Consider the following 12,369-nt stretch of genomic DNA (forward strand, 5'->3'; position numbering starts at 1 on the left):
CTAGATTAACATGAGTCGTTGGGCTGGGGCGGGTTTATTATATTGTTCGTTTCTTACATAGATGGTTGGTTAAACCCGCCCCTACAGATTTTGCCAATAATTAATAACTATTGCAGCGGCAAAAATACCGTCATCACCTCACCCTTTTCAGGCCGCTGGCGAATTACCAACTTCCCGCCAGCAGCCCGAAATAAATTCTTAGTCACGCTCAAATTTAAACTCAAACTTCCCGTCTCCGGCTGCACCATCAACAAAGGCCCGATCGATCGCAAAGGAGCATTCGCCTTAGCTGCAAAAGTCGATGCGCCATTACCTTGAGGTAGGTGTTCCGATTCCAACTGCAACTTTAACTGATCGCCCGCCAATGTCACCTCCACCTGAATGCGACTCCCCGATGGCAAAGTTCGAGTAAAATTCTCAATCAAATTAGTTAAAACCTGATCCAACATCGTCGGATCGCTGACTACCGCCGGCAACTTTTTCGGAACAATAACTTCCAAAGTGTGGTTGCGCACAGCCGCCTGTTTTTGCCAGCGGGGAATGCTATTTTGCAGCACTTCACCGAGGGACATTGCTGTTAGCTGCACGCCCGAATTTTTGGCTTGCGACATTTCCAATTCCACGGCGCGGAAAATTAAACCGAAGCGATCGATCTGAGCGGTACACTCAGCATCAATCATTTCCAAACGCTTGACCACTACAGGCTCGAGTTTGGGTCGCTTCAGCAGCAGCCGAGTCAGCGTGCGAATAGTAGCCAAAGGTGTGCGGACTTCGTGGGCGATCGCCTGTAGCAATTCCACCTCTTTAGTAGCCAGAGGAATTGGAGATTTGCAGTTGATATCTGTAGCCGATAACTTTTGACGCCTCGGGTTCAAACCATCATCAATTCTTTCATCCTTTACCCTGCCTGCTTCCTCTTTCCCAACCGGCAAATTATGCAACAGCAAGCGGCTGAACTGCATCACTGTTTGATAATTTGGAGCAACAGGCGAAAACTGCTCGAACAGCGCGTCTAATTTAGTAGAATTATTAGTTAATTGGCTAACTGGTAAATTGAAGCTGCCGTCAGAATTGACAAGCAAACAGTCGCTTTCAGTCACCCTGCGCCGCAAAACTTCCCAAGCTTTGGCGACTACTTGCGGGTCGAAAGAAAATAGAAAAGCCGGAATTCCCGCAGAATTTTCACCCAAAACCATCACCAGGCTAAAACTAGCAGTTAAAACCAAACAAAACTGCTCGTGCGCCAAAGGATCGCCGATCGCCAAAGCCAAAGCCGGGGCCGCCGCAGGCACAGATATTTGCTCATCAGCCGCCGGCAGTAAAGCTAAAGTTTGTCTAGCCCGAAAAGACCACAAAGCAGCATCGTTGTCGGGAATACTGGTAAAAATCCAATTGGCAAAGCCCGAAGCCAAAGCGGGGTCAGTCAAAACCGAAGACGGGCCGGACAACACCAATCCCTGACAGGAATTGGGGATTGTCGATCGAGAATTGGCTCGATCGGCATCTGTTTTTTGTCCGGGTTTTTGCCGGTCGAGCATTTGATTCAAAGCTGCGATCGCCCCGTACCATTCCTGTTCAGCTTTCAGCCGAGCAGCCCCACGGCTGGCAGGACACCGATGGCGGTTGTTTTCTCCCGCCAACTTAGCATCAAAGAGACAGAGGTCATTTTCTTGGCCTTCGGAGGCTAAAATTTCGCTTATTGTCGGTAAAAAGTAAGTATTCACAGTTATAAACCCACCTTCGGAGGCATGAAGGGTGAAGTATTTATGTATAGGAAAGTTCAGGAGTTAAGAGTCAAGCACCAGCACGATCGAAAAATCCCGCATAGTTTCTTGCGCCTTCCTCCTAACCCACAGGATATCCACATTTGTCAACTAACGACATTGGCAGAACCGTACCAATAAGTCGCAATCTCCGCGCTTGGGGCGATATTTTGCACGATCGCCCTGACAAAAGTGCAAAATGAAGTCAGTTAAACACCGTGCTTTCCTTATGCCCACCTCGATCGCCGACTCGAAAAATCTGCTGTCAGACTTAATGGCACGCTACCGCAACCAAGTCGATTATCTGGCAATTCGACTCGAAGAAGCCGAAGGCACCGACATCCTGCTGCGGGGCGAAAAAATTGAAACCCTCAGCGAAGGAGTTTCAATTGGCGGCCAAGTCCGAGCTTGTCACAAAGGCGGCTGGGGCTTTGCCAGTTTTAACCGACTTTCCACCCTCGCCGAAAGAATCGAAGAAGCCATCGCCGCCGCCAAACTGATTGGCGAAGAAGAAACGGTTCTGGCACCAGTTACCCCAGTACAAGATATTTGCTTGCTGCCGCTGACAGGAACAGACCCCCGTCTGGTTCCCCTAATTGACAAAAAGCAATTGTGCGATCGCTACGCGGCGATTCTCCGCAGCATTGACCCCCGTATCGCCACAATCTCCGTGCGCTACGGCGACAGCACCCAGCGGATGATCCTCGCCACCTCCGAAGGCACCATGCTCGAACAAGGTTGGGCAGACATGGAAATGCGCTTTGCCGCCACAGCCCGCAGCGGGGAAACCGTACAAACCGGCCGCGAAACCACTGGTTCCCGCAAAGCTTACGAAGACTTAACCGATCTCGATGTTCAAGTTCGCAGCGCCGCCCAGAGAGCCGTAGATTCCCTAGCCTTACCCCCCGTCCAAGGCAACACCTACACCGTCGTCATCGACCCAATTCTGACCGGATTGTTCGTCCACGAAGCCTTCGGACACCTTTCCGAAGCTGACATGGCCTACGAAAATCCCGACATTTTGGAAATTATGACCCTCGGCCGCCAGTTCGGTCCAGAAAACTTGCAAATTTTCGACGGTGCAGCGCCAGAGGGACACCGGGGCAGCTATTTCTACGACGACGAAGGCACTCCCGCGACTACTACTCAGTTAATTAAAGACGGCGCTTTAGTCGGGCGGCTGCACTCGCGGGAAACGGCGGGCAAATTGGGAGAAACGCCTACTGGCAATGCTCGCTGTTTGAATTATCATTATCCGCCGATCGTCCGCATGACGAATACTTGGATAGAACGGGGTGACACGCCAGTTGCTGACTTATTTTCGGACATCAAAGAAGGAGTTTATGCGCGCAATTGGCAAGGTGGCATGACTAACGGCGAAATGTTTACTTTCAGTGCCGGCGAAGCTTGGATGATCCGCGACGGAAAACTCGACAATCCGGTGCGGGATGTTACTCTTTCGGGTAATGTTTTCAGCACTTTAGCCGATATTGAGGCGATCGGCGACGATTTCTACTGGGATGAATCCGGCGGCTGCGGCAAGGCAGGACAAAGCGGTTTGCCGGTGGGCTGCGGCGGCCCGAGTTTGCGGATTCGCGATGTCGTTGTTGGTGGCGAAGCTGCGGAAGAAGATTAAAGCTGCAAAAGTTGAAAGAATCAAGGTAAAGCGCCAGATTCTACTCGCGCTTTACCTTGATTTTTTGAGTACAACATTTCGCGGCCGTTTGTGGCATCTGATATCTTGAGTATGCTTGGCCAAAAAACCGGAATAGCCAAAAATTATGTCTTGAATCGTCAAATACGGCTAAAAAATCGGTTTTTTGGTAGGCAGTACGTAAGTCCTGAATTCATGAATTGAAATCTTCAAGTTTTCTCTTCTTGTCCCAATTTTCCATTCTGCCATTCTCCCCCTAATTCCCTGCAATTATCGCTTTTTTCGGCTTTATCTCCCCTCGCCTCGTTCTGGCGGGGTATTTTTATCGTTATCTGCGTAAAAGGTCTGAGTGTCGGCTACGGCGGTTAAAATTTCGGGAACACAGTTGTGTTGAGCAAAAAAGGTCGATCGAGTTTCTAAGCTTTGAGCGCTAACTGCGGTGCCGCTCAGTAACAGGCTTGACATCAGGATGGAAGAGTAAACGCGCATCATCAATTTTGGTGTTTGTATTTTCCCCTTCTTGATACACAGTCTGTACTCTGCTATCAGGATAAAAAAATTAATTGCGGTGAAACCATCAATTAGTAATTGACGGCACATACACTTTTTTTTATTTTTCCTTAAATGTGGCTGAAACCCCTGATCTAGCTCGCTTGTTCGCTCGTAACTTCGAGTTGTCTGCTATTGGCGGCCAACCAGCTAAATTCAATACCATCTAGAAAAAAACAATGCCACTCTAGGCCGGTGCTCCAAACCCTGGTAGTTATAAATCATTCCCAATTTTAAAATCTCAAATCTCAAATCTCAAATGGTATAAACCCTGGAATCCTCTTGAAACAATCTGCAAATAAGGAAACGAAAACCGCAAACTATAAATTTTTAATACTCTTCAGATTAATTTCATAATTTATTGATATTAGGATGCCACCCTCGAATTAAAGACAAAATAGCAGAGTACAGAGGCGCGTCATCAGCACCCTACATATAAATTAAAGTTTTTGGTGCATAAGATTCCTTAAAGCAAGCAATGTCTCATCCTTCAGAATAACTTCATAAATGGTTGCTATGGTATTTTTAAAGGAATTGTGAACGTTTTTTATTTTTTTTCTGCTCTTGCTTTTTGTCAAAATGGCTAGCGCGCCGCTCCGAAGGACGAGTCGAAAGCGGTTCGGGAAAAAAAGCCCGTTCACAAAATCGTGGAGTCAATCTCAAAACTCAAAACTCAAAACTCAAATCTACTAACTTGCGCGCAGGGATTAAAAAAACCGGCTTTTTAAACTGATATCGCTGAGTCAATCTGAAATCTCAAATCTTAAATCGACTGACTTGCGCATCTATCTGCACGAAAAGCGAATCCAGGGTTGACGAGTTGTCCAAAACAACATCAGCTTGTTGACACTTTTGAGCTAGCGATAACTGGGCGTTAATGCGGGCATTAGCTCGATCGTAACTCAAGCCGTCTCGCTGCATTAGTCGTTCTAACTGCACTCCCGGCGAACAGTACACCACCCAAATTTCGGTACACAAGTCAGTCATGTTAGCTTCAAACAGCAGCGGCACTACCAAAACCAAAGTCAACGTGTCAGTCGGGGCGCAGAAACCGGAGTTTTTTTCAACAATACTTCGTTCTAGCTTTTGATGACGGTGAACAAACCCGGTTTCTTGAGTTTTTGTACTTAAGTGATGTGTGCCTTGCGATACCGGAGTCAATGCAGCAATGCAGCTTTGGGTTTCCTCAACAAATCGGCGACGGACATAAGGGTGAATCTGTTGTTCCAACCACTGTCGCTCGGCTGGGTTACAAAAAATAATATTTCCCAACTCGGGCCGATTTAAATTGCCGTCGGGCAGCAAAATACCCGCGCCGTATCGTTCTACAATAGAGTACAGTATTGGCGAACCGGGGTTCACAGCTTCGCGGGCGTAAATATCGGCATCTAAAATCGGAAATCCACAGGCATCTCTCAGATAATTAGATATAGCGGTTTTACCGGTGGCGATGCCCCCAGTTAAACCAATCAGACGCACAATTCCATCGCTCATAATTTTCGCTGTTTAAATTTCCTGGGTTTCGACACTTACTGTCTGTCTTTGCTATGTTGGTGACACAATCAAATTTAGACTGAAAATTTAAGATTTGCGATCGAGAACTAGCGTTAGGAAGTGTCAGCATTGGGGTGCGATCGACTCTTTTTTACCTAAAATCTCAATTTTAAACTCGAATTAAGGTCTAGACCGAGGCAAACTTATGAATGCTCAACGTGCTGTGCGGTCGATTCTGGCAGCAATTCCCATTGCCGGATTTTGGATATTAGATTTTTCCCCCAACCTGCTTTTCCTCAAAGAAAATAGCAGCGGATGGGTACTCGTGGCAATTTATCCCCAATCTCAAATTGCTGCAGCACAATCTATTACTCCAGCCCCAGACGGCACCGGAACCGCTGTCACCGCCCCAGGTACAGGGTCGCCCCCTCGCTACGACATTCAAGGCGGCACTCCCTCCAGAGACGGAGCAAATCTGTTCCACAGTTTTACTCGGTTCGGTCTGAATTCTGGCGAAACTGCCAATTTCATCTCCAACCCAACCGTTAAAAATATCCTCGGCCGCGTTGTCGGCGGGGACGCTTCCTTAATTAACGGTCTAATTCAAGTTAGCGGCGGCAATTCTAACTTGTTGCTGATGAATCCCGCAGGCATCATCTTCGGAGCAAATGCCCGACTCGATGTGTCCGGGTCTTTTTTTGCTACCACCGCTAGCGGTATCGGTTTTGACGACCGTTGGTTCAACAGTACAGGGGCGAACGACTACGCAGCCCTAGTCGGAACGCCGAATGCTTTTGTTTTTGGCTCACAGCCGGGAAGCATTGTCAATGCCGGTAACTTGGCTGTCGGCACGGGGCAAAATTTGACTTTGCTGGGCGGTACGGTCATCAGTACAGGGCAACTTTCAGCCCCGGGCGGTCAAATTACTGTGGCGGCTGTCCCGGGCGAAAATCTGGTGCGGTTCAGTCAAAACGGACTTTTGCTGAGTTTAGAAGTTTCTCCGGCTGCGGGAGTGTCGGGTTCGGAAGCTCTTCCCTTCTCTCCGCAGAGTTTACCTCGGCTGCTCTCGGGGCCAGGTGTGGCTAACGCTACGGGTATAACTACGAACGCTCAAGGTGAAGTCGTGCTGACGGGCGGCCAAACAGTGCCTGCAGGTGCTGGAACTGCGCTGGTAGCGGGTGATGCGGACGTGTCTGCCAGGGGGGGCGCGGGAGGAAGTGTCAACGTGTTGGGCGACAAGGTAGGGCTGTTTGGAGCGAATATTGAGGCTTCGGGGCCGGACGGCGGCGGAACGGTGCGGATCGGGGGAGATTACCGAGGCGAGGGAACTGTGCCGAATGCAACAATGACTTACGTGGATGGCAAAAGTTCGATCGCCGCAAACGCAACTGAATCAGGCAACGGGGGCAGAGTTTTTGTCTGGGCTGACAACACAACAGCATTTTTGGGCAGCATCAGCGCGAATGGCGTTTCTGCAACGGAAACCGCAGGTGTTGGCGGGTTGGTCGAAGTTTCGGGCAAGCAAAGATTGATTTTTAACGGTACTGTCGATACTTCTGGGACAAACGGTTTGGGGACTTTGCTGTTAGATCCAGAGAATATTTTAATTACAGATTCCCCAGAAGGCGGCGGCGATGCGGCAATAATTGCCAACAATAATATTTTGGCAACAGGAACGCCACCCGAACAGCCAAACAATTCTGAGCCTTCGCTGAGAATTTCGGCTAGAGCTTTGGAAAGTATGTCGGCGACGACAAATGTGGTTCTAGAAGCGCTCAACGATATTACAATTGCTGATTTGGCGGACAATGAGTTGAGCTTTGCAGCAACTACTGGTTCGGTGACATTGAGAGCAGATGCCGATCGCAGTGGGGCGGGTGTTTTTTCGATGAATGCGGTCGATACAATTAGCACTCAAGGCGGTGCGATCGCCATTTCGGGAAATCAAATTACTGCGGGCAATTTGTCAAGCAACGGCGGAAATATTAGTTTAATTAGTCCGGGAACAACCGTTGCCGCCAATATTTCTTCATCGAATCCCAGCACCGGAACCAGCGGGAATATTTTACTCGAAGGCCTGAACGTAACGGCCCAAAAACTTGATGCCAGCGGTCCGGAAGCGACGGGAAATGTAACTGTGACTGCTCAGAATGTTCTGGGAGTGAGCTTCGTCGCAGGGGGCTCGGGAAACATTACTTTGACTGGTAATGAAATTAATTTTAAAGGCGACAAAAATTCAGTCAGCGGCACTGGCTTTTTGGTACTGCAACCTTGGAACCCAGGTCAAAATATTGCGATCGGCGGTTCTGGAGATGTCGGCACTAATATTTATTTGAATCTGACGGCAAGCGACCTCGGAAGTTTGCAAAATGGGTTTGCTGGAATTACGATCGGCCGCAGCAACGGTATCGGTTCGATTCTGATTGCCAACGATTTCACATTTTATGACTCGCTAATTATTCAATCGCCGGCGGGTTTGGGAACAATCACTACCACAAATTCCTTGACAGGGGCCGACAATGCCTCAATTACTCTCAAAGCTGACGGCAATATCAGAACCGGAAATATCACTACCAACAATCAGGAAATTCGCATCGCCAGCACAGCGGGCAATGTCACAACCGGTCAGCTACGTACTGGAACTGCCCCCACCATCAACACTTCTGTCAATTCTGCCAAAGTGCCACGCTCGGAGGCGGGAGATGTTAGCGTTACCGCACAGGGCACGGTGACTGCAGGGGCGATCGACACGAGGGGCGATCGCGCGGGGAATGTGACGCTGACGGGACGGAATCGAGTCACTGCGGGTGCGATCCAAGCTGGCGGCTCGAAAACACCGGGAAATATTACTTTAACCGGCAACGATATTGACTTGACGGGTGGCAACAATTCGATCGCCAGCAACGGCAATCTGGTGCTGCAACAGGCCGATCCCAGTCAAAATATTATAATTGAAGGTTCTGGCGATACCGAAGCTCTGAACTTGACTGCTGCGGAATTGAACTCGCTGCGGAATGGGTTTGCTTCGATCGCGATCGGGCGTTCTGACGGTAGCGGTGCGATATCGATTGCTTCTGGAACGCCAGATTCCACACCAGTGACGGTGACATTTCAAGACCCGACGACGATTCAATCGCCCAATGGCACTGGCGCGATCGTGGGAACGGGTGCGATCGTCGGAACTGATAACGCCACGATCGCTCTGATGGGCGGTACTGTAGCCGTCGGAGACGTTACCTCGACTGCGGGGATTAACATTACTAGCACTCAAGGCAACTTAACTGCTGGTACGCTTTCATCTCGATCGGCTTCCGCGGCGGGCGATATCAACATCGACAGCGCCGCTGCGGTAGAAACCGGCAACATTGATGCTTTCGGTGCTAGAAGCGGGGGAGATATTTCGATTGCGGCGCCGGGGCGGATCGTTACAGGGGTGATCAATTCCAGTTCGCAGTCGGGAAGTGCCGGTTCGAGCAAGATTAGCGGACAGAAAGATGTTGAAGTTGTTTCGATCAAAGCTCGCGGCAATACGGGCGGCGATGTGGCAATCGAGGCTGGGGGAGCGTTTCGGGCTGCGGGAACGGGAACGGCTGCCGATCGCGCCGAGGTCAGCATTTCTACAGACGGGCTGGCTCGATCGGGTTCGCTGACGCTCTCTCAAAGCACTTGCCCGTCGGGAACCTGTACGGTGGCGACTGTTGGGACGGGAAACTCGAAGTTGAACACTGCCACCTCCTCAACTACTATCGGGCCGCTGGCGATCGTGTCGAGTCCGGCACCAACTACCAGCGTGGAACTGAAAACTACAGCCAATTCTCAACAAATTGTGACGGAGGTGAGTCTCCCCTCCGCAGCGTCTGCGCCAAAGAGCAGTACCGCAAATGTCTCGCCAGAACCTGCTGCTACGTCTGTTGAGGCGGGGTCGAACGAAACTGCGACCGGCTCGGTATTGCTGTCGCAGTCGGTGTTAACAGACAATCAGGGTGCGCCGGCGGCGACAGAAAACGGCAGCGGGGGGGCAACTGCACAGAAGCCGGCGAGTGGGGCGAGTGCAGGAAGTATCGGGAATGTTAGGGTTCCTGAGATTTCTCGATCGAGTTCGATCGGGCAAATAAATCCGATCGACGCAGTGCAGCAAAGGGATAGAACTCAGGGCCGGGAATTTGAACGTTACTTTGGGGGCAATCTCGGTCAAAAGTCGGTCACGCAGCAAAGTATTCGAGATACTCTCAGCAGTGTCAATCGGTTGACTGGAGTTAAACCAGCCATCCTTTACGTGTGGGCGAAAGACAAACATTTAGAACTTGTGTTGTTATTGCCAAACGGCAAAAATGTTTTTAAAAGCGTGCCTGCAAGCCGCGAGACAGTGCTGCAAGTTGCTAAAGAATTTACTAATGCTATCAGAACTCCCAGGAGATTGAATGCTGCTGATTACAAGGAACCTGCCGAGGAACTTTACCAGTGGTTAATTGCACCGCTGCAACCGGAATTGGAGGCTAACAAGATTGACACTTTGGTGTTTTCGATGGATGCCGGTTTGCGGACTTTGCCTTTGGCTGCTCTTTACGACGGCAAGCACTTTTTGGTAGAAAAGTACAGTTTGGGGCTGATTCCGAGTTTGAGTTTAACTGATACTCGCTATGCCGATGTTAAGGGTTCTGAAGTTTTAGCGATGGGTGCGTCGAATTTTCCTGCCAAATACGATCAAAATCCTTTGCCTGCGGTGCCGCTGGAAATATCGACAATTGTGGGCAAGATTTGGCCCGGTTCCTCTTTTCTCAATGAAGCTTTTACTTTGGCAAATTTGAAGGAGAAGCGCAATCAACCCCAATACAAAATTATTCATTTAGCTACTCACGGCGATTTTCAGCCTGGGGGGGCGGAAAATTCTTACATTCAGTTTTGGGATACTAAGTTGCGGTTGAATCAGTTGGAGCAGTTGAAGTTATCTAACCCGCAGGTGGAGTTGTTAGTTTTGAGTGCGTGTACTACGGCGGTGGGAGACGAACAAGCTGAGTTGGGGTTTGCGGGGTTGGCGGTACACGCGGGGGTAAAATCGGCTTTGGCGAGTTTGTGGTATGTCAGCGATGTCGGTACTTTGGGGCTGATGACTGAGTTTTACCAGCAGTTGCGCACAGCGCCGATTAAGGCTGAGGCTTTGCGGCAAGCGCAGTTGGCGATGTTGCGGGGAGAAGTGCGGTTGCAAGACGGTTATTTGGTGCGATCGGGCAACAATCAAGCTCTGCCCTTACCGTCGGAGTTGACCACCAGGGGCGATCGAAATTTGTCGCATCCTTATTATTGGGCTGCTTTTACTATGATCGGTTCGCCGTGGTAATTGTGAAGGAAGAGGGCATGGGGGTGCGATCGTCCAAAGTCACTAATAACTAATGACTAATGACTCCTGACTCATGACTCATTGCTAGCTGCGATTTGACTCAAGCGTTTGAGGATTCGGAGTACATCATGTAAATTATTGGTGCGATTGCTAATTCCAAATAAATCAGATGTGCTATATCGAGGGGATTCTCCTTGCACTAATTTAACAAAAATGAAACTGCCTCCTGTAGCAATCATGCCGTAACTAGGTTTATTGGGATTAGGATTTGCCAGCATATCAGCTAAGATTTGCGCCAAGCCCGCTTCGATGGAAAACGAAACTCGTTTCGATTCTATTACCATCAGCCACAACTGCTCTTTTAAAACTAAAGTGTCGATGCTGCCTTTAATGATAACTCATTCATCTTCTTCGGAAATTTCGACGGATTTTTCTGGTTTAATGTAGAAAGGATGCAGATAAAACTCGCCGACAAATAACAGCGGAGAGACGATCGACAAACTGATGGTTTTTTCCAGCATCGGCGGATACTCTAGCAAGTTGAAGTAACCTGCTTTAATCCGATCTAGCTGTCGTTTTTGAAAGTCGGTGATTTCTGGCAACTCGTATTGCCATTCTATAAAAAATTGGTCGTCTGTGACAAGTTGCAGGTCAAAAAGCGTTTTTAATTCTTCTAATGTGACATTTTTAGATTGAATTATTTGAACCATAATTCAAGCGCGTTAATTTTATGAATACTTATAATTTTATCCCATTTTCAGCTAATATTATCTCCCTCCAACGAACGATAATAACAAAATTGGTTCGTAGTGAAGACGGAGAGTCTCGGTCCAACTCGCTATGACTTGCATTCTTCACTACGAAATAGTAACGGTAATTTTATTTAAGATGATATAAGTCAAAATTTAATTCTACTAATTCCAAATTTTTTGCAAATTGAGAACAAATCCCGGCAAAACATTTTCTCCAGAAAGGGTGAGAGGAGATTGTAAAACTTCCACATCTTGACTGGGGCGATAAATTTCAACTTCCCGTTTTTTGCGGTTAATCAGCCAACCCAAACGGCAGCCATTTTCCATATATTCTTGCATTTTGTCCTGAGTTTTTTTCACGCTGTCGCTGGGTGAGACTAATTCAATGACAAAATCGGGACAAAGCGGGATGAATTTTTCTCTTTGTTCGGGCGTCAAAGCTTCCCAGCGCGATTTTTCTACCCAAGACGCATCGGGAGAGCGATCGGCTTTGTTTGGGAGGGTAAATCCTGTGGAGGAATCAAACACTTCGCCGAGTTCGGTTTGTTCGTTCCAAATTCCTACCTGTAAGTTAAGTTTTGAGTTGCGTTTCCCTGTTTCTCCTCCGGTTGGCGGCATGACAATTAATTCTCCGTTGGCGCTGCGTTCTAGTTTCAGTCCCGGGTTTTCTTCACACAGTTGATAAAACTGTTCGGAAGTTAATTTAATAATGGAATTGAGGTTTAATGTTATAGCAGTCATGTTTATTTACCTGCTGTTTGTATAAAATAAATCAAGAATTAAAAATGGGATTATTCATTCTTAATTCTTAATTGTTAA

Annotated in this window: 8 protein-coding genes; 2 read left to right on the forward strand and 6 right to left on the reverse strand. The window is 48.5% G+C overall.

Going from position 1 to position 12,369, the window contains the following annotated elements:
* Positions 1-107: 107 nt before the first annotated feature.
* Positions 108-1,724: a HAMP domain-containing sensor histidine kinase gene (locus QUA78_RS06840; RefSeq protein ID WP_333300762.1), complete on the reverse strand. Its 1,617-nt coding sequence runs from the start codon at positions 1,722-1,724 to the stop codon at positions 108-110.
* Between the two features lie 268 nt (positions 1,725-1,992).
* Between QUA78_RS06840 and QUA78_RS06845 the strand changes: the two genes are divergently transcribed.
* The gene (locus QUA78_RS06845) at positions 1,993-3,399 is read left to right on the forward strand and encodes a TldD/PmbA family protein (RefSeq protein ID WP_333300779.1); all 1,407 of its coding nucleotides are present in this window, start codon (positions 1,993-1,995) and stop codon (positions 3,397-3,399) included.
* 306 nt (positions 3,400-3,705) lie between these two features.
* On the opposite strand, the gene patX is transcribed toward QUA78_RS06845, so the two are convergent.
* On the reverse strand, positions 3,706-4,017 hold the full coding sequence (gene patX / locus QUA78_RS06850; RefSeq protein ID WP_333300764.1) for a heterocyst-inhibiting protein PatX: 312 nt from the start codon (positions 4,015-4,017) through the stop codon (positions 3,706-3,708).
* 705 nt (positions 4,018-4,722) lie between these two features.
* Complete coding sequence (gene coaE, locus QUA78_RS06855) at positions 4,723-5,460, reverse strand: dephospho-CoA kinase (RefSeq protein ID WP_333300765.1); 738 nt, start codon at positions 5,458-5,460, stop codon at positions 4,723-4,725.
* A 205-nt stretch (positions 5,461-5,665) separates the two neighbouring features.
* On the opposite strand from coaE, the gene QUA78_RS06860 reads away from it, so the two are divergent.
* The gene (locus tag QUA78_RS06860; protein WP_333300767.1) at positions 5,666-10,798 is read left to right on the forward strand and encodes a CHAT domain-containing protein; all 5,133 of its coding nucleotides are present in this window, start codon (positions 5,666-5,668) and stop codon (positions 10,796-10,798) included.
* Positions 10,799-10,869: 71 nt separating this feature from the next.
* On the opposite strand, the gene QUA78_RS06865 is transcribed toward QUA78_RS06860, so the two are convergent.
* The 3 genes from QUA78_RS06865 to QUA78_RS06875 form a co-directional block, all read right to left on the reverse strand.
* Positions 10,870-11,142: a hypothetical protein gene (locus QUA78_RS06865; RefSeq protein WP_333300769.1), complete on the reverse strand. Its 273-nt coding sequence runs from the start codon at positions 11,140-11,142 to the stop codon at positions 10,870-10,872.
* 54 nt (positions 11,143-11,196) lie between these two features.
* Positions 11,197-11,508, reverse strand: a complete 312-nt coding sequence (locus tag QUA78_RS06870; protein WP_333300770.1) for a hypothetical protein — start codon at positions 11,506-11,508, stop codon at positions 11,197-11,199.
* A gap of 204 nt (positions 11,509-11,712) precedes the next feature.
* Positions 11,713-12,291 carry a Uma2 family endonuclease gene (locus QUA78_RS06875; RefSeq protein WP_333300772.1) on the reverse strand — a complete coding sequence of 193 codons (579 nt, stop codon included), beginning with the start codon at positions 12,289-12,291 and terminating at the stop codon, positions 11,713-11,715.
* Between the last annotated feature and the right edge of the window lie 78 nt (positions 12,292-12,369).

This window comes from Microcoleus sp. K4-B3, assembly GCF_036704615.1.
Lineage (GTDB): Bacteria > Cyanobacteriota > Cyanobacteriia > Cyanobacteriales > Microcoleaceae > Microcoleus.

Bases quoted from the DNA above. Each gene is read 5' to 3' on its own strand.
- QUA78_RS06870 (WP_333300770.1), bottom strand. From the start codon at position 11,508: ATGGTTCAAATAATTCAATCTAAAAATGTCACATTAGAAGAATTAAAA.
- QUA78_RS06865 (WP_333300769.1), bottom strand. From the start codon at position 11,142: ATGGTAATAGAATCGAAACGAGTTTCGTTTTCCATCGAAGCGGGCTTG.
- patX (WP_333300764.1), bottom strand. From the start codon at position 4,017: ATGTGCCGTCAATTACTAATTGATGGTTTCACCGCAATTAATTTTTTT.
- QUA78_RS06860 (WP_333300767.1), top strand. From the start codon at position 5,666: ATGAATGCTCAACGTGCTGTGCGGTCGATTCTGGCAGCAATTCCCATT.
- QUA78_RS06845 (WP_333300779.1), top strand. From the start codon at position 1,993: ATGCCCACCTCGATCGCCGACTCGAAAAATCTGCTGTCAGACTTAATG.
- QUA78_RS06875 (WP_333300772.1), bottom strand. From the start codon at position 12,291: ATGACTGCTATAACATTAAACCTCAATTCCATTATTAAATTAACTTCC.
- coaE (WP_333300765.1), bottom strand. From the start codon at position 5,460: ATGAGCGATGGAATTGTGCGTCTGATTGGTTTAACTGGGGGCATCGCC.